Origin of the sequence: Dyadobacter chenwenxiniae, from assembly GCF_022869785.1 — a bacterium.
Lineage (GTDB): Bacteria > Bacteroidota > Bacteroidia > Cytophagales > Spirosomataceae > Dyadobacter > Dyadobacter chenwenxiniae.
In genome coordinates this window covers 4,481,992-4,500,432 of record NZ_CP094997.1, presented here as the reverse complement: position 1 = coordinate 4,500,432, position 18,441 = coordinate 4,481,992, and the positions used below count along the sequence as shown (strand labels likewise).

Below are 18,441 nucleotides of genomic sequence, written 5' to 3'. Positions count from 1 at the left end.
CAGCTTAGGCATGAACCTATTGCCATCGTCAGACAACCCATTGGAATACGGTTATTTTTCTTTCCTTTTGATCCTGTTAGTGATTAGTGTTGTGGTGTTGACATTTGGGATGCCAGCACAATGGCAGAGAAGATTGCGTGGTTCGTTTCGGGGGCGCTTTTCTACCGAACACGAAAACTACTACTCTATTAAGGAATACACAATGTCCTCCTTTGAGGATGCTCTTTTTTCTGCACTTCCGGGAATTTTTTTGATCCTGGGGTTATCAGGTACATTTCTTAGCTTAGGGCATGTGCTGGGCGATTTGAAGCTTGCCATGGGATCAGATAGCCCAAACGTCAGGGATAGTATTACCGCAACGCTGGAAAACCTAGGATCTAAGTTCAAGATCAGTATTTGGGGAATTGCTTGCAATTTAGTTTTCCGCGTGATTTACTACTACTTCTCAGCACATGTTTTACATAAGCTGATCATAGATAGCTTGCAGGAAATTAAAATTGCAAGAGATGAAATTGAGATTAGGAAAACTGCAAGAAATGATCTGATAGTTGAGGCGAACACACAATTTCAACGTAATCTGTTGGATAGTGCTAATGATTCCAAGGAAAGCCTCTCGAAAATTGCGGGGTCATTTGTTCACTTTGATAATGTTATTGAGAGACTGAGGATCCAAATCGACGGTTTTGCTAATACAACCAAAGTGTTGATAACCGCTCTAGAAGGTGCCGCACACAAATTTTCAGAAACAGCCGAGCAGTTCGAAGTGACTGTGGATAATCTTGACAAAAATACTTCGACAGCCTTTCGAGAGTTTACACAGGCAACCAATTCATTGAATAGCAGCATCAACGAGTCTTTCGATCGATTTGCTGCCTCTGTTGCTGGGACATTGCAGTATGTTCGGGAAGAGTTGTCAGCCTCTAACCAAGAGTCTACCGAAATGATCACGGGCGCATTTACAAAACTTGAGCCCCTTCTAGGGGCACTCGTCGAACAAATGAAGCAAATGAAGGTTCTCACCAGTGACCTCGAGTTTGTTATTAGCAGGTTAGACAATAAAATGACGTTGTTGGAAAAAACTAACGAGGGGTTCACAGAGAGTATCAATAGCAACTTGGCAGTTATAACTACCATGAATATTGGAGTTCGTGAGTTACAGACCCGATTGAATGATAATCTCGGCAAAAGTGGCCCCCTTCATTCCAGCCTTAGCAACATAGAGGAGATTATGATTGGATATCATAGAAGTAAAATTGAAAATATTCTTACCGAATTGCAGACTGTCAACAGCCTTATTGGCAGGCGACGTAACTAAATTTTATTGTTATGAAAGAACATGAATCGGAATGGATTTCCGTGTCTGACTTTATGGCATCCCTGATCGGAGTGCTTGTTATTTTCCTCATAGCCGCGGTAATAGAGGAATCGGGTGTGGGAAATTCGGTGGAGGAGATCGAGAGGAGAAAGGAGGAAAAGGCCATTGAAGTGATGTTGAGAGGGATTGCCCAGGAAACCAAAAATGAAAGAAATCCAAATAGTATCTTCAAAATTTATCCAGAAAGGCGCACTTTAGAGATGGATACTGCTCACTTTGCAAGTGGTAGTCCATGTCTTGCAAAGGAAGCGGAAATTCAGCTGCGTCGGCATGCAGCTAAAATCAGTGAGCTGCTGGTTACTTATAACCGCGCGATTGTTACCATAGAAGGATATGCGGACACTACCCGTGTTCCTCAATCAACATTCTTTCCCTGTGGTAAAAATTCTTACCAATACGGAGACAACGTGACGCTGTCATTACACCGTGCTCAGGAAGCGAGGTCTATATTAATAAGTGAATGGAATAATGTTAAACTCTCTGAGAGGGTTGCTATTTTGGGATACGGAGCGACCAAGCCAGCTCCGGGAGCGAAATCATTAAACGCGAACCGTCGGGTACTCGTCCGGTTTGTGCCTGGTACTAAGGCAAGAACATGACATTAAATACACAGAAAGTATCACAATAATCATAATCGCGCAGAAATAACAAAATTAACATTTCGCAGTTGAACTAATTGCTTGTGTACTACGTACACGCAAGGTAGAGCTTCGGTCATTACGTTTGAGTGACAGGCGGGTCTACGAAACTGATTTGTAATGAAGAATCCTATCAACACCTTGGAGCGTTTTGTGAGCCTAGTTAAGGATCATCGTTCTGCCAACCACCCTCTTTTTGCGATAATCGAATCGGCAGCAAAAAATGATACACTAAGCAGGGAAATGTACTCGATATTTTCGGTGAACATTGCTGCAAGAACGATGTTAAGTCTGCCCGAGATACATGCGTGCTGCATCCAAGCCGCTCTGGATTTAGATCCTCTTCGAACTGCGTATAGCGTTATGACAGGTGCGGAAGAGGGTGGGAGCGGGAAGCCGGATCAGGTTCACTCGGTATTGATGATGAACGCGCTTAATAATCATGGACGAATTGTGTTTGAATTGGCGGCCCTGGATTTAAAGTGTCTAATGGCCCTGATAAGGCTAGTGCACGCTTGTGGGAAATATATTAGACTTATTCGTATCGAGATGGCCTTTCCAGGGATTGACAGTGAACTTGACTTTGCGGATTTTACAGACAGGTCCGAAATTATTGACTGCTGTTACCGGATGGCAATATCTGTTGGAATTGAATTTGATAAAAATGCCTCGCATGGGCTCGCAGAAATTGAAGCTTTGGAGAAAGTTGCTGAAAAGCAATTGTCGGATTTTGGGGTCTTGCCAGAAACTGTCAGTTATTGCTTAGCACAGCTGGATGTCCTGACAAAAATGAAGACAGGTTATTTGCAAGGGGTAGGGTTTGCGCATGAGGCCCTTGCAGACGGCATGATCGATAGCATGTTCAAGATCATGTATGCTCATAGGAACAAATATGTGTCAGAAGATGAATTCTTAAATTCCGTGTATCCTTACTTTGAGGCGCATGGCAATTACATAGATGTATATAAAGGATTGTCTAAGGAGTCTGAGGGCGTCGAAGTTATACATGCTCAAAGAGAGCTCGAAAAGCTTTCACGATTGGATGACGACGCACTTGAAATTGCTTGGCAAGGTGCAAATGATTTTGCAGATAGAAATGTTGGTATTTGGGATGGTATGCTAGCCGTGTTGCAGCAGACTGCGAAATTTGCGCCGAATTTGACATTAAGGTAAAACTGATGGGTGTTGCTTTTTAATAGTCTAAGCATAAAATTCCTTTTGACGAGCTTTGTTTGTTGGTTGAGATACCAATCAGTCATACATAGGGATTCACAGGACTAATCAAGATATTATTTTTTTGTTTAGTATTGCGCATCTGCTGGGAATAAATGGTAGATCAGCTATATTTAAATGCCTGTTTCTGATTCTAGCACGAGTTTGAAACATTCAGGAATGCTCTGCACACTATTAGTAGCAGTCAGGGGTGATAAAATCTACCAGAAGGCAATCGTTGTGTATGGTTTTTGGGTATTGTCGCCGTTGGACTTTCGATATTATCGCATTTATTGAAAACGTGCATTGAAAAGCCTTCATGTAACTAGGAGCAGTCTCTGGCTAGCTAGCTTTGAGATTTTATAGCAACCCTTATAATTTATGACCTTTATCAATACCTCAATTACTGTCGGTATAACTGGACATATAAATCTATCAGCAAGTCAAATCGAAGTTGTTCGGCCACTGGTTAAAAGCGCTCTCATTAACATTATTTCTTTCTGTGAATATTCAAACGGGCCTATAGATAATAGGGTATTTTCAAGCCCTATCGCGGCTGGTGCCGACACGCTGTTTGCTGAAATAGTTCTCCAAGAGTTTGGCAAGGGGCTGCGTATAATTCTTCCGTTCGAAAAGGATGAGTACCTTAAGGATTTTAAGTCAGGCGAATCTGTCGATCAATTCAAGAAACTTCTGGACAAGGCGGATCAGGTTGAGGTCATTGGATCTGTTGACCAGGCCGAAAGAGACGAACTCTATGAGAATGTTGGCAGAAGGATCGTAGATGAAAATCAGTTTTTGATTGCGATTTGGGATGAGGAAGAGGCAAGAGGTCGTGGGGGGACCGGGGAGATCGTAGCATATGCACAAAAAAAGGGTAAGGATGTTTTGGTTATTAACCCTACTATTCCTAACCCAAAGATAGAATGGCGGTACTTGTCTGGCCTTTCAAATGAAAACGTCTTTAATTCTGCCGGTGAGGCGGAAAGTGAGGATTTTCAAGGACTATTGTTTTCTGTTTACGATGAGAAAGCGATTACGAATCAATCCGAATATGAAAAGATATGGGACCAATGTTTTAATTTGGGTTTGGCTGCGGCGTTCTTGTTAGCCATTTCGGTTGCTTTTCCTCTTTCTGGTGTAATAAAGCCACTAACGGGTGTGGCTGAATTGATTTTTATTTTTCGTATTTTGATGTTAATCAAGGTTGAGAAAAGCCAATCGTTCCATGAAAACTATTTGCGTAGCAGATACGTAGCTGAAAGACTACGGCTAAACGGCCTATTTTCTGGTTGTGAAATTCCGATTCCTAAGCGAACCATGGGGGTAATATATAGGCCTACTGAACCGATTGAGAATTCTTCTCCAATTAGTCTATCTCGAAAAATAGGACAGCTATGTATACTTACTGGCCGTTGCCAACAACAGAAGACGGAAATACTTCAAATGCTGGATGCTCAGAAAGACTACCATGAAAAACGAGCAGCAAACCTAGCATCACAGGTCAAAAGGCACCACTTTTGGACGCGCCTGTTACTCGGAGTTTTTATTGCAGCTATTATTTTTCATGTAGGTTTAGAGATTGCTGAATGGCAGCATTGGACTTTCGCTCCTATTCATTCTCTTCTTACTGTGGCGGTGTTTTTGAAGTTATTTGTCCCAGCAATTGTCGCCAGGCTGGAGGCAATAAAATTTATCAAAGATTGGGAACGTATGATGAAACAATCCGAGTACATGAAAGTATTTTTTGAAAAATCAAGTGAAGAGATATCAACAGTTGAGGACCCACTTGTGCTGGAAAGTAAACTGGGCGAGATATACGATAACATGACTCAAGAAAATATTGACTGGCATCTGTTTATGACCACAAAAAAAGAGTATACCTGGATCTAGAATATCATCACCATCAGAGCAGAATTCCCATGATCACTAATGAGACCCATCAACCGAAAATCGTTTCGAAAGCTACTTTTCGGACAGAATTTATCGCTGGATTGTCTACTTTTCTGACGCTATCATACATATTCTTATTAAACCCGATTCTACTGTCAAAAACGGGTATCAATATCAGTGCTGCATTTTTTGCTACGGTGATCTCTGCTGCGCTGTCGACTTTGTTGATGGGCTTTTGGGCTAGATTGCCTTTTGCGGTTGCACCTGCTCCCTCTATCACGACCTTCTTTGTCTCGTACGTATGCATAAAACTGGGTCTTTCCTGGCAGGCAGCACTTTCGGCAGTAGTGCTATCAGGCCTGCTTAGCATCGTGATGACTTACCTGTCAGTTCGTGGCAAGCTGATAGAATCAATTTCTCCGGGACTTCGAAGTGGTGTGTTGTTTGCTTTGAGTGGGTTTCTGATTGCAAATGGCCTGACTCAGGCTAAATTATTTGCCTATAGTGAAGGCTTTCTTGACTTTTCGAAATTCAGCTTCTCCATTCCAAACACAATTGTGTTGCTTGTTGGTCTGTTAACAACGCTTTTGTTCCGAATAAAGCGTATTCGGTTTTCTGGTGCACCGATAATTGGAATTGTCGTAGCTTCCATTGTTGCTTCGTACTTTGGGATTAAGGCCAACTCTAAGGCCGAGTTTTCCAGTGATATGTTTTCGTCAATTGGAAACCTGGACTTTAGCACTTTGCTGGATGAGCGTTTTCTACTTTCTATGCTCGTATTTTTTATTATTGATTTCTTTGGAGGAGTGGGCAAATATATCGGACTTTTTGCCGCTATGGACAACAAGGCGCGAGAGTTGGAAGAAAAGAACATTGGCCGGGCCCTTTATGTTGATGGAATAGGAAATATTATAGGAGGTATTCTTGGAGCTTCCAGTCTCGCAGTTTTTGTATCTAGTGCTGTTGGTATCTTAGCCGGAGGGCGTACTGGGATGACCGCGATAGTTACTGCGGGTTTTATGCTTCTAAGTCTTGCCATAATCCCGCTTGTGGGAGCAATTCCAGTCGAAGTGACCTCCGGTATTCTTGTTTACGTGGGATGCCTTCTTATACCGTATGATGCCTTGTTTGATAAGGTTCACAGAAATTTTACGAGATTTGACCTAGCAGTATCAGTGGCAGCAGCAATCATATCTTTCACCACATATGGCATTGATAAGGCTATTCTACTTGTCTTTCTGGTCTATACGGGACAGATAGTATTGAAAGGCGCCAGAAGAGAAGACCTCACATTGATTGTAACCACTCTTTTGTTGTTGGCTGCCGTAGTCGCCCAGTCTTTGTTGTAATCAGTTAAGGTCAAAATTTTCCTTAATTAGGCTTAGGTATTTGTTGACCACTTTATTGGCATTGCTGATGATATGCTTTTTCAAAGCTGGGATTACTTCCGTCTCCATTTCGCGGGGTTTTATGTTGATTAGAGGTTGCCAGGGTTGATGTGTTTGCCTGATAAATTTCTTCCAACTCTGGTATTCGGGTACAACCTCAGTTTCCAATTCCTTGTTGCTCACGTCCAGCAAGATAAATGCGCATCGAGAGTTATCGATTTCTAGATAAGGTTTACGGACCTCCATGAAGTCAAAGAATTCTCTGTATGCGTAGTTTTCTGACACGGGTTCCTTGTTAAAGATCGCTTGTTCTACTAGCTGAATCAAAGTAAAGGAAGTTTCCACCTTTTCCTTGCATAGCCTTTCCCAATGCGCTCCGGTTTGAATGCTAGATTTGTCATAGAAGTAATCTCTCTGGTCATTTAGGTCCCAGCCTAATTCTGTACCAAGCCTTTCGACAATATAGGTTGCCAACTGGTGTTCTCCGCTTTTTCTTCTTCTTGTTATATTGAAAAATTTGTTGTTTGTCGCCCTAACATTCTTCTTTGTATAGGACACAAAGAACATTCGCCAATTCCGCGCCAGCTCCATCCCCAGAAAGTACTTTTCAACAGTTGTCTCACTCCATAGATTTTTTTTTCGGCAGCTTTCGACTAGTTCGTCGACCAGTTGCACGCTTTCAATATTGCGCCGTTGAAAAGAGCAATTTTTTAGGGCAAAGTATTGATTGCTTACAAAGCTGAGTATGTTGAATAACTGAATGTGCTCATCATCGTTATTGAATTTGTATTTATGGAAGATTTTATAACACTCCATAAGGTCTTCAAATGGCTCATATTCGAATTTTGGAATATCGCCGAACTTATCATCGAAAATAGCAAGCTCATCCAATAACTTTTCCGGATTAGGGAATTTTGAAAAAATAGCAAACAATGCATTTTTCTTTTCTGAGGGTAGTGTCTTTCGCATGATTCAGATTATCTTGAATTTTTCTACAAATCTTTTAACTTGCTCCAGTTCCTCGCGCAACTCTGTTAGTTCAAGCTCCTGTTCTTTGCTTAGGTTGCCTGCTGTTTGCTTGGTAAGCTCCTCTAGTCGCTTCTCCTTTTTACGTATGGTTGGAATTGTTGCGACATATTTTAGATAATTCAGATCATGATCTTCAATTTCAAAAAGCGTCCGGTAGATGTCAATTGTTTCCACCCCGATATAGTCTCGGTAGCTGTTTCTTAAAGCATATTTCCCATCTTCATTTCTTAGTACTGAAACTTGCCCGGCCCTAGCGCCGGCAACGACAAGTGGGCTGTGTGCAGTAACAATAAACTGAACTTCGGGAAAATATTCTTGTAATAAGAACAGGATTTTCTGCTGCCAGCTAGGATGTAGATGCGCATCAATCTCATCGATAAAGACAACAGCTCTCCAACATTTCATGTCAGCTGCGCTTGAACTTATTCTCACTGTTCTGCCTTTTTTTGTAGCATACCGCGGATACAATGCATCCAAGAAACGGAAAATGATACCAAAAATAGCCAGTATCGACATGGATCCCTGCGATAACTGCTGGATGGGGACCGGACTGTTTGACTCGCTGGTTTTCACCAAGAAGCGGTATCCTGAACTATTGACCAGGTGCTCAATGGATACAAAGGAGAAGCTTTCATCTCCTGTCAAGTCATGCATGACTTTTTTTAGAAAGTCCAATTTGGGATGATGAAATGCCTTGGCCAACAGGTTCTCTTTTGTGTGTGTTGCTGCATGTATTGGAGGTGAATCGTCGGCCCTGGCGAACTCTTTTTTTAAAAGACCAGTGTATGATTCAAAATAAGTAAGGCACAAGTCGTTTAGAAATTCTTCAATAAAATTTTCGAATGGCTGCCGGTTTAAGAATGCAGCAGCCCCTATTCGCTTGAGATCTCCGTTTAGGTGCCCAAATATTCCTCCGATAGAACCGGATTGTCTCACAGATCGAACATCAGGGATAGCCAAGACCGGAAATACACCTTTACCAATTCCATCTTCCTTTCGAAAATCGGCTTCGTTGAAATAGATTGATGAAATTTCTGGTTTTTGCCTATGTGGCTCTTTTATTAGATTAAGTTGGATGAAAGACTCTACATCGTCAGGCTGATCAGAGAAAAATTGCCTGAGGTTTTCTACCTTATTTTGGAGCAAGGACACAATAGTTCGCAACAAGTAACTTTTTCCATACCCATTGTTACCAAGAATTATGTTCATCTTGTTGTTTAGGAACCATTGGGTATCACTAAAAAAATTTACGTCGTTTAAAATTAGGCTGTCTAGGTGGAGTGAATCACAATTTTGCCTAAAAAGGAGGGCTTGCTCGAACTCTTCGACAGACACCTTTTTTTCCTTATGTTCTACATATCCCTTCCCATATAGTTTTATCAGTTGTTTGAGATTTTCAATTCCTTCTTTTACTTGTGTGCTTTTGATGCTTGCCGGTACTTCCCCATTTGCGATTAGTCCCTTGTCTAAAAGACTGGACTCTAGCTCTGTGATCATTCGGCGTCCGCTCAGTTTTTGCAGTTGCTTAGTGGCAATCTTTGCCAGGCTCATCAATTCATTAATACGATAGTCGAACATTGGCTCTTCCCACTGAGAAAAAATATTCATTACTCCCAGAACTTTGTTTTCATCCTGATCATAAAGTAAAACCGTCAACATGCTGTGTAAGCCCTCCTGGATAGCAAGATCTCGGTTTGCAAATCCAGTTCGCTCATTTTGTAAATCATAAACAGTAGAGATACAATTCGACTCGCTGAGAACATACTTGGATCGCTTCGAATTATTTTTAATTAATTTTTCTGCGTTTCTAATGAGCATCCACGTCTGGTTGCCTGCATTTTCTTGATCTTTTAAGAAAAATGCCGGATTAGAATGCAGTTTTTTGTCTCTTCCTACAAGTTGTAGCTCATCATTATTTTTTACAAAAACGTGTGTTCTATCCGCCTGCAACAATTCGGTCGCCTTTTTGGCTAGTTCACTAGCGTAATTGGGATCTTCTGAGTTTTCGTTGCTCGCCTCAAATAGCGCTCTATTATATAATTGGGTGCTAAGATCAACTTTGCGACTTTTCTGAGAATACATCGAAAGATTTTCAATACCTTTTAGAAGGCTGTCGGTGACTGAAAATATGTATCCAGGTAAAGAATGAAAATAATCTGATTGTAGCTCTGCTAAGAACTTGAAGCCCTCATTTTTACTTCCAAGGCACAGGACCCCATTTAAATATTTGTTGATTTTGACCGCGGCATATTGAGTAGATCTTACATCGATCCAACCCTTTTTTGTTGCGAAGAGATTAGAGGTGAAAAATGCGTCAATGGCGAAAGGAGATGGCTTGTCACCATAGAATTTTAATTTTCTAGTTGGACTGATATTAATCAGTTTCCTGATGAAGACGAGTTCTCCATTGTTTGGGAAAGCAGATACTTGTGAGAGATTTACGCCTTCAATATCTATGGATAGTTCGTTGAGTGATTTTTCATAAAAGATGACGGGGAAAGTTCCCAGATAACTCTTAATAGCCACAAAATATACATAGTCGGCACCGTGGTATTGGCTTATGACCTTCAACGAATTTTTTAAGAGAGGATTTTCGTTCTGATTCGGATCTTTGGCATTCATAACTATGCTTTGAAGTCGGTGTATACGTAACTGAATATAGCGTGCAGAATACCGATGGTATGCGGATTGCGTACCATGCGAGCGGGTAAAGTCAAAAAATCTTCTAGCTAACGTTTTCCGGTGACGATAGGATTTCTAACCGGCAAGGCAGTTTCACTGACATTTTTTCGTAGTTTTTTTGATAGAGGAAGTTTATGGATTATGTGTGTGTTGCGTAACACATTCTTTGCCAACCTACTTAAAATGCAACCGAATCCCAAGCATTTTGAAAAGTTTTTTTTAGCTCTTGCGATATCATCCTTGCATAAATTCAGGAATAAATTGTTAGGTATTGACCGGGACTTTAGTGATATGCTTGGATACGGCCACTGATAGCGCTGTTGTGAATCAGGGGTGATATGCACGCCTGAATACGACCTTAAACCAGCATTTAGTTTGGATTTGCCTAGTGGAGTTCGTTTAGAAAGCAGTACGGTGAGAAATGAGAGAGAGGTGTCCGGATACGGGTAGCAGCGCGGACAACATCACTTTGTCTCTTGAAGGAAATGCAGTGCTGGTAGCATTTAAGGAGCGATCAGGTAGACAGGTTAAAGCAATCAATGTTTGCGCTTGTCGAACAGAACGTTCTCGCTGATGGCTTTGGCTTGCATGCCGGTTTGTAAAAACCATTTACTTATGCGGAATTGAATTTATAGAAGTATCGAGGGTGGTTTGGAGAAGTAGTAATTGAAGCTGATCTGCAGTAGATTATGATGATTGAGTGCTGGGAGGGCGACCATTCCGGCTTGTATTAGATAAGTACAAGACTTTTTCTACTTCAGAGAGGATTCCGCCAAAATGATACTGCACTCCTGAAATGACACAGTAGACTTTCCCGAATTTGCGCATCACTCAGATTACAGTAATATCCAATAGGCCAGCTCCTTGTCGGGAGAGTTTTTGTATCGATTGCGATTTCTTTCGCCATTATGTGGTAGGAGGCCATTTGATTTTAAGTCCGACACATTCCCCCGGAGCGATCTTTTGCCACTTTGCGATTATCTTGCATGCCTTGTCTGACTGATATACTCGGCAGGTTGCACCGTCTTGGGAAGTGACAACACCCTTCTCTCCCTTTCTTAGCATTGAATTTCCATTGGCTCGGCCGATTTCGGCATCTATACCTTCAACAATGAAAGTTAAGTTATCGATATAGTCGATACTGTTTGGATAACAAGTTAACCACTCATCGCTGCTTAGTTCTAAACCGTCAAAGCAGCTTGTGCCGGTGTTGGAAAATGGTGGCTTATAAGTATAGTTTGCTCCGGTCGTTACGGTAAAGATATCTCCTTGTTTCGCGTTAAACTTAACCCAATATCGCCCGTCTTTTATGCTTTCAATCTCTTGAAGTTCAGAACCGGCCCATGGCGTGATGTTTCCTTCGTTTGAAACAAATTGTTCCTGAAATATCTTTTCGCTGTCTTCGATGTTTCTAGTAGCTTTAAGTACGTAGTGGTATCTAAAAGAGGCACGTCTGATGGTATTACTATCTACCTTAACATTGCTTAATGTTATGTGGCATACAATCGAGAGAATCGGGTAGGGCAATTCTTTTTTAACGGCCATGTTTTCAGCCCAGCTTTTACTAGTCGTGATTTTAACAGGATTTTTTTCATCACCAATCAGCTTTGCAAGCAAGAAGGTTATTGCGCATATCGCCACAACTAAAAGTGCCGAGTTCATTGTTTTATGATAACGTGCCATTTTTCCGGCAATTATCTCCTTGGCTAGTTCGAGGGCATCCTTAGGTTTTTCAATTGGCGGAAGCTCAACGTCTGGAATGTCTCGTAGAATTACCTTGGCTGCTTGTGCTTTGGAGGCATCGTCACCGACAGTTAGGGTAGCACTTTTCCTTTTTTCTATAGCCCGTCTAATAAGATAAATGAGATAGACGACAAATGATATTGCGGCGAGTGGTGAGGTAATCTGTGGAATTAGCTGCCAAAGTTTGTCCATGATAGAGTAGGGTTAAGTGCATGTAAATTTAAGGTATCTGAGTTAATGTTAAATTAAATATTTGTAAAGTTATATTTCGTTTAAAAATATTTAGTTTACGGTTCTCTTGCTATTGCATTTTATCACGGGGATCAATGTGTATAAAATTTACCTTGAACGCCTAGGGAATACCTTATACTCATACCTTGATGGTCGAGCCAATAAATTTGTTATACTATGACGCAAAACTCGACGGATGAGGGATATGGCGAAGGGAAGGATATTATAGCCGTAAACGGATGTTTTTTAAATACTTTCTTGATATGGATTTCATTTATACCCCTGAATATACCCCCTTATGATAAAGATGTGGGTTTCGGTAGCATCGAATATAGTGATACCTTACGAGTTGCTTATCCCCTAAGGAACAGAAACCTGTCGACGTTGACAACCTTTTTTAGTGGACTGACTAATTTCAGGTAGAGAACGACCTCTGGAAAAAGCAGGGTGTAGCACTCCAAAAGCAACACACGATTTTGTGAATTTCTGGAAGCTTAGTTTATTTGTAGTCGATGCAATTTTCCGTGTCTGGGCGTCCGGGAAACCAGCAATAAGAATCATTGCTCCAGAACCCTGAGTTCCACCTCTATAACCTGTAAGGAGGGACTTCTTTTTATTATGTTTTAACTAAAGCACTCAGCATTAATGAAGAAAGTCATTCAAGCCATCTTAGGGATTTTGTTAACACAAGCCTGTTCTGTTGAGGATAATAAGTTGGCGCAGGTGTTGGAAATTGCGGGTAAAAATAAGAGTGAGCTAGAGAAAGTGCTAAATTATTATTCGTTACCTGGAGATAGTTTAAAGTACAAGGCAGCTGTGTTCTTAATAAAAAATTTGCCTTATCACTCCTTCATTATATCAAAACACGCCAATGCCTATGATTCAATTTGCGACTCCATTTTAGTTCTTGACCAATCTCTCTTGCTAACGAATGATTCATTGACAAACAGAGCTATAAGGAAAGAAAATTTTGAGAGGGTATGGGGAGGTTATTTTTCCAATACTGGAGAAATAGAGAACGACGGATTTGAAACGAAACATGACATCCAGGAAGTAAAGGCAGATTATTTAATTGATAATATTGAGTATGCATTTATGGCTTGGGAGAATCCTTGGTCCAAAGGCTACACCTTTGATGAATTTTGTAAATATATCTTACCTTATCGTATTGGAAGTGAACCGTTGGATGCCTGGCGACCATATATGTATGAGGAATTGAAATGGGTTCGAGATTCCTTAAAGAATATAAATGATCCAATAAAGGTATGTGGGTTCGTAAATAAATGGATACAAAACACAATATATGATGAAAGAATAGTACAAGTTGCTCCTGGTGGCATTAAGGTCTTAAATTTGTTTAAAGGAAAAATCTGGTCAAGTTGCTATGACCAAACAGCCCTGGGGATTTCTATCCTCCGAACATTGGGTATTGCTGCGGCTGCAAGTACCATACCTCACTGGGGCATTCGGTCCGGAAGCCACGAATTCAACGCTGTTTTAGATGCCGCAGGCAAATGGCACTCTTTTTCAACCGGTTATCTGAATCCGGAGGAATTTTACTTAGACAGTCGCGCGCCAAAAGTATATCTTACAAAATTCTTTACAGAACTCGATTCAGTTGATGCTAAATTATACCAAGAGCGAACAACTCAGGATATTACAAGCAATTTGTTGCCGGTAATTAATATTGCAGTTGATGTATCTGATTCATTAATGAATTCTGAGGTATTTCTATGCGTTTTTGACAAGAAGAGTTGGGTGCCGCTCACCAAGGGTAAAAGGGTAGGAAATCACATCGCGTTTATGAATATGGGGAGGGAAATGGCGTACCTTCCTGCCGTAATTAGAAATGGACAGGTCAGCCCAGTAGGTAACCCTATTATGGTGAACATGGCCGGGAGTATAAAATATATACAACCACAAGAAAAGAAGATCTCGTATAAATTTGACCGTAAGTATCCTATATTGTTTCCAAGAGTGTATGACCCGAGATGCAAAGACATGATTGGCGGTAGATTCCAAATATCAGATAATATTGATTTTAAAAATGCCACCGATATATTCACTATAAAAGACCAACCTGGGTTGCAAGTTGAAAGTGTTAAAATCTCACCTCGCAAGGCAAAATATGTAAGATACGTTTTTCCTACCGTTAACTATGCGTTTAAGAGTGGGCCTGCCTATCTAGGTTTTTATGATTCCGAATTCAAAAAAATAGAAGGAACATATATAAGTTCGGAAGGGGTAACAACAGAGAATATCAAGCAAATTTTTGATGAGGATCTTTTAAGCCATGTGAAAGTTGTCCAATACGAGCGCGCGATCAATTTTCAAAGATCCGATGTAATAGCTAATAAAGCATCAAAAGACTCCTTATGGGTTGGGATGAAGCTCAATGGGGACGTATCCATTGCTGATATTAAGTACTGTGCAAGGAACGATAAGAATGGGATTTACGGTGGTATGAGATATGAGTTATTATATTGGAAAAATGATAATTGGCTTTCATTAGGGATAAAATATGCCAATGATGCAAATGTGAGTTTTAACAACATACCTTCGGGAGCACTTTTATGGCTAAGAAATCTTGATGAGGGGGAAGATGAACGTATCTTTGTAATAGACAAAGGTCAGATTATTTGGATGTAACGTAATGGTTGTCTACTCTTGATAATCTGGTGATCCTTTTGAACACGGAACAAGCGATTTCAATTATGCTGTTGTATTTTTCTTTTGAATGTAATTGACTGGTACGCCTCGTTGCAGCGTATAGACCGCTGATCACTCAAGCATTTTAACGTTGTTTTATATTAGCATAGGTAATGAGGAATAGATGGAAATATAAATTTGCATTTGCGCGTGTCTTGTGAATGCAAACTTCATGAGCAATTTTTGGGCAGTAGTCAACAAATTGTGGGTATTGATGTGATTAAGACTTATGACTTGGGCTTTCTGGAAATATTACATTGACCTGACAAAATTTAATCTTGCCATTTCTGTTTTAACAGCATTTGTAGCTGGCCCGTTTGGAGGCATTTTGTTGTTTCCTACCGGCGGAATGATCTTAAGCTTGATGGCATACTCGTTTTTTCACGGAACTGAATACTACTTATATTATAACATGGGTATAACCAAAATGCGTTTGGTACTGACATCATGGATAGTAAATATTGGGGTATCTGTCTTATTGGGAGTTATGTTAGCGGTTTAGTATGAAACTAGAAGTGAAGCAGATTGAAAAGCATTTTGGAAGTAGGCCAATCTTGACAAATGTTAATATTCATTTGCAAACAGGTGAAACAGTTGGGATATTCGGTAGAAATGGTTGTGGTAAATCCACACTCATGAAGGTTCTGTTTGGAACGATAAAAGCCACGGCAAGCTCAGTCTTCCTTGATAATACTCAATTCCACCCACGAGCGAATATCTCTCGTAAATTGATAGCCTATCTCCCACAGGTGAGCTTTTTGCCCCTTGATATGAAAGTTAGGAATCTTATTCAAATGATTTTTTCGGATGGAGAAACACAAAATCACATTTTTTATGCGCCAGGCGTAGCATTATTTGAAAACCAGAAAGTTGGATCACTATCTCTTGGTACATTAAAATACTTGGAATTTCTTTTAATAGCCAATATGGATCACCCTTTCTTAATGCTAGATGAGCCGTTCTCAATGATAGATCCGCTTTTCCACGAGATTATTAAAAACATTATCGTATCTCAATTAACTACTAAGGCTATCCTCATAACAGACCATTATTATACTGATGTATGGGACGTGACACAGAGGAACTACGTTTTGGCTAATGGTGCAACATTACCAGTAAGATCCCAAGTTGAGTTGGCAACATATGGATATCTGCCAATTCGTAGTTGATCACAAATTCGCTATATAATATAAGAAGACAACTAGTTTTAGCAGATTTTTCACTCTAAATCATATAGGAAGAATAAAGCCATTTTGGAAAGATGATTCGAATAGTACTCATTCTCTTTTTATTTGCTTGTCTGCAAGCAAAAACTTGGCTTCTAATTTCATTTGCCTTGTTGCCTCTGATTCTATTTTTATAGGCATTTGAAGTATATCTTTAGCCATACTGTCAGTTTTCTCAAAATCACCTTTCGCTAGGTACAGTTTTGCAAGTAGATATCTAGGGTACATTCTGTTCGGGATCATCCGTAGGCTATTATTTATGTGTTTCTCGGCGATATCAAACTGACCCAGGTGCTGATGGTTGATTCCAAGCGTCGACGAAGTAAACGGATCATACCTAAGTACATGAGCTTTGTTTAGTGTTTGTATGCTTTCGTCATATTTGCCATCGAGCGATTGAAATTTACCAAGGGAAGCGAGAATTGCTCTTTCCAAAGGATAGATGCGATCTAGTGAATCTAAGAGATGTATCTTCGCTCTATTAGATGTGTTTATGTAGCTGATCCTTTGCACCTCTCTTTTAATAACATATTGGTCGACAACCTTTGTTGATATATACCCTAAAAAAAGGCCGATAAAGGTCATCAGAAAACCTACATTTCGGCTCTTAACACTGATGAACTGGAGATCCTTGCGCATTGTGGTTAATACCGCAATAAATGCCACTAGGGCCAACACGATATTTGGTGTTTCAAATGCGTACGAAAAATTGCTGGCAACGAGAATAATGACTACAGAATGGGAAAGAATGCATATTGGATCGGATAGAGCTAGGGATCCGTCTCCCGCTTGCAAGCTACGGATGAGGGGCCATAAGGCCAACAGAAAAATTCCTGTCCAAAGTGAAAGGCCAACAATTCCCTGCTCGGCCATAGTTTGTAGCGCCCCGTTGAAGAGTGAATCGACTTTATCGGCAAATGTTGCTTCTGCGGAATTTAGCCTATTATTTTCAAAGTACTTCATCTGATATCGAAGGTAGAAGTCAGAAACCTTACCAATGCCCAGTCCAAAAACAGGTTTATCTAGGCTCATACTACATCCTGTCTTCCACACTAGCACACGTCCAAATGCAGATTCCTTCTTTAACTGCAATACCAAATAAAGCAGAACCAGCACTGACACGACTGCGCTGCAAACGAGTATTTTAGCCCGAGTGCGCCCGGTCAAGTGAATTATTAACTGGTAGAGACGATGCCGGTTTGAGAGCAGGGCGATAAGTGCTGAGATGCCCAGTCCCATCCAGGCAGATCGCGATTGTGAAACTATGATGGCAACAAACATAAGGCTCGCAACCAGCAAAGAGGCTAACCGGATATACCGCGTCAAATTTGAGAATACGTTCTGGCTTCCCATAGCAATAACTATTGGTAGGAAACTGCTTAGGTAGATACCCATTGGGCCGGGGTTGTGAAAGGTCCCTGTTGCAGGAAAGTTATCATTCAAGCTGGGCGTTCTTCCCATAACCTGGCTTAATACCCAGAAACTTTCACAAAACATGGAAATCAGCAGAATGCCACATACAAGTGGCACATCAATAATAGATGTTTTAGATGAAAGATGTCTGATAGCAATATATGCCGCCCATACACAAACTAGCCAACCATAGTCAAAATTGAAATTTTCGGTAAAGGCGATCCTTATACCCAGGAAGCAAAGATAAAGACAAACCAACGTGTCCTGAGGCGAAATCTTAACCGCCGACTTGTCGGTTAGGAAGGATACTGTAGCCCAAAGGGTTACGATCGTTGCAGCGATGGATACCGAATAGCTTTTATAATCTGTCAGAGAAGTTTCAGTTTCCTGGGCCACGACAAATACGGTGCCAAGTAACACTGAGTTAAAGAATATTAGAAAGCAATGTTGCCCAAGTTTTGACCATTTTGAGCTTTTACCTTCGACCAATAAATTATGCGAACCACTATTCCGTTTTTGCGGCATCGTTCTATTTTATCTTGCCCATCAAATACAAAGTGGTGAGCTTTGGGATTGTATTAGATTCAACTAATACAATTTTTTGCACTTCACTTGTAGTGTCAATGTTAGAGTCATAGGTTACTTTAATTTCACTCGTGGATCCTGGCGCGATGCCCAAGCTATCAAAGTCTACCGTCGTACAGCCACAAGTAGCATCCACACCTATAAGTCGTAAAGTGTCTTGCCCTGTATTTTCAAACTTGAATGTTGACACATGTTGCTTTCCCTTCGCCACAGTAAAAATATCTTCTTTCTTCTGAAAGCTTATCTGGGCAGGTTTGGGCTTACTGCATGCAGAAGCCGCTAACATTGCCAGACATATTATTGCTCTTGAATTCATT

Annotated in this window: 12 protein-coding genes; 7 read left to right on the top strand and 5 right to left on the bottom strand. The window is 40.7% G+C overall.

The window, feature by feature from the left end; translation table 11 throughout:
* Positions 1 to 10 precede the first annotated feature (10 nt).
* The 5 genes from MUK70_RS19150 (at position 11) to MUK70_RS19130 (ending at position 6,467) form a co-directional block, all read left to right on the top strand.
* A complete protein-coding gene (locus tag MUK70_RS19150; RefSeq protein WP_234654611.1) occupies positions 11 to 1,315 on the top strand; it encodes a hypothetical protein in 1,305 nt (434 codons plus the stop codon).
* Between the two features lie 11 nt (positions 1,316 to 1,326).
* Positions 1,327 to 1,974: an OmpA family protein gene (locus MUK70_RS19145; RefSeq protein WP_234654610.1), complete on the top strand. Its 648-nt coding sequence runs from the start codon at positions 1,327 to 1,329 to the stop codon at positions 1,972 to 1,974.
* A 159-nt stretch (positions 1,975 to 2,133) separates the two neighbouring features.
* Positions 2,134 to 3,186, top strand: coding sequence for a hypothetical protein (locus MUK70_RS19140; protein WP_234654608.1), 1,053 nt, complete (start codon positions 2,134 to 2,136; stop codon positions 3,184 to 3,186).
* 420 nt (positions 3,187 to 3,606) lie between these two features.
* Positions 3,607 to 5,118 carry a hypothetical protein gene (locus MUK70_RS19135; RefSeq protein ID WP_234654606.1) on the top strand — a complete coding sequence of 504 codons (1,512 nt, stop codon included), beginning with the start codon at positions 3,607 to 3,609 and terminating at the stop codon, positions 5,116 to 5,118.
* A 29-nt stretch (positions 5,119 to 5,147) separates the two neighbouring features.
* A complete protein-coding gene (locus MUK70_RS19130; RefSeq protein WP_234654604.1) occupies positions 5,148 to 6,467 on the top strand; it encodes an NCS2 family permease in 1,320 nt (439 codons plus the stop codon).
* On the opposite strand, the gene MUK70_RS19125 is transcribed toward MUK70_RS19130, so the two are convergent.
* The 3 genes from MUK70_RS19125 to MUK70_RS19115 form a co-directional block, all read right to left on the bottom strand.
* The gene (locus MUK70_RS19125) at positions 6,468 to 7,475 is read right to left on the bottom strand and encodes a hypothetical protein (RefSeq protein WP_244784470.1); all 1,008 of its coding nucleotides are present in this window, start codon (positions 7,473 to 7,475) and stop codon (positions 6,468 to 6,470) included.
* Positions 7,476 to 7,478: 3 nt separating this feature from the next.
* Positions 7,479 to 10,157, bottom strand: coding sequence for an AAA family ATPase (locus MUK70_RS19120; RefSeq protein ID WP_234654600.1), 2,679 nt, complete (start codon positions 10,155 to 10,157; stop codon positions 7,479 to 7,481).
* A gap of 966 nt (positions 10,158 to 11,123) precedes the next feature.
* Positions 11,124 to 12,152, bottom strand: coding sequence for a hypothetical protein (locus MUK70_RS19115; protein WP_234654597.1), 1,029 nt, complete (start codon positions 12,150 to 12,152; stop codon positions 11,124 to 11,126).
* Positions 12,153 to 12,836: 684 nt separating this feature from the next.
* Between MUK70_RS19115 and MUK70_RS19110 the strand changes: the two genes are divergently transcribed.
* Positions 12,837 to 14,840, top strand: a complete 2,004-nt coding sequence (locus MUK70_RS19110; protein WP_234654595.1) for a transglutaminase-like domain-containing protein — start codon at positions 12,837 to 12,839, stop codon at positions 14,838 to 14,840.
* Positions 14,841 to 15,403: 563 nt separating this feature from the next.
* A complete protein-coding gene (locus tag MUK70_RS19105) occupies positions 15,404 to 16,069 on the top strand; it encodes an ATP-binding cassette domain-containing protein (protein ID WP_234654593.1) in 666 nt (221 codons plus the stop codon).
* A 108-nt stretch (positions 16,070 to 16,177) separates the two neighbouring features.
* Here MUK70_RS19105 and MUK70_RS19100 read toward each other — a convergent pair whose 3' ends face one another.
* The gene (locus MUK70_RS19100) at positions 16,178 to 18,064 is read right to left on the bottom strand and encodes an O-antigen ligase family protein (RefSeq protein ID WP_234654591.1); all 1,887 of its coding nucleotides are present in this window, start codon (positions 18,062 to 18,064) and stop codon (positions 16,178 to 16,180) included.
* A 4-nt stretch (positions 18,065 to 18,068) separates the two neighbouring features.
* Positions 18,069 to 18,440, bottom strand: coding sequence for a DUF1573 domain-containing protein (locus tag MUK70_RS19095; RefSeq protein ID WP_234654589.1), 372 nt, complete (start codon positions 18,438 to 18,440; stop codon positions 18,069 to 18,071).
* Between the last annotated feature and the right edge of the window lies 1 nt (position 18,441).

What these genes read in the sequence shown, in the direction of transcription:
- MUK70_RS19150 (WP_234654611.1), top strand. Translation starts at nt 11, where the DNA reads ATGAACCTATTGCCATCGTCAGACAACCCATTGGAATACGGTTATTTT.
- MUK70_RS19145 (WP_234654610.1), top strand. Translation starts at nt 1,327, where the DNA reads ATGAAAGAACATGAATCGGAATGGATTTCCGTGTCTGACTTTATGGCA.
- MUK70_RS19140 (WP_234654608.1), top strand. Translation starts at nt 2,134, where the DNA reads ATGAAGAATCCTATCAACACCTTGGAGCGTTTTGTGAGCCTAGTTAAG.
- MUK70_RS19135 (WP_234654606.1), top strand. Translation starts at nt 3,607, where the DNA reads ATGACCTTTATCAATACCTCAATTACTGTCGGTATAACTGGACATATA.
- MUK70_RS19130 (WP_234654604.1), top strand. Translation starts at nt 5,148, where the DNA reads ATGATCACTAATGAGACCCATCAACCGAAAATCGTTTCGAAAGCTACT.
- MUK70_RS19125 (WP_244784470.1), bottom strand. Translation starts at nt 7,475, where the DNA reads ATGCGAAAGACACTACCCTCAGAAAAGAAAAATGCATTGTTTGCTATT.
- MUK70_RS19120 (WP_234654600.1), bottom strand. Translation starts at nt 10,157, where the DNA reads ATGAATGCCAAAGATCCGAATCAGAACGAAAATCCTCTCTTAAAAAAT.
- MUK70_RS19115 (WP_234654597.1), bottom strand. Translation starts at nt 12,152, where the DNA reads ATGGACAAACTTTGGCAGCTAATTCCACAGATTACCTCACCACTCGCC.
- MUK70_RS19110 (WP_234654595.1), top strand. Translation starts at nt 12,837, where the DNA reads ATGAAGAAAGTCATTCAAGCCATCTTAGGGATTTTGTTAACACAAGCC.
- MUK70_RS19105 (WP_234654593.1), top strand. Translation starts at nt 15,404, where the DNA reads ATGAAACTAGAAGTGAAGCAGATTGAAAAGCATTTTGGAAGTAGGCCA.
- MUK70_RS19100 (WP_234654591.1), bottom strand. Translation starts at nt 18,064, where the DNA reads ATGCCGCAAAAACGGAATAGTGGTTCGCATAATTTATTGGTCGAAGGT.
- MUK70_RS19095 (WP_234654589.1), bottom strand. Translation starts at nt 18,440, where the DNA reads ATGAATTCAAGAGCAATAATATGTCTGGCAATGTTAGCGGCTTCTGCA.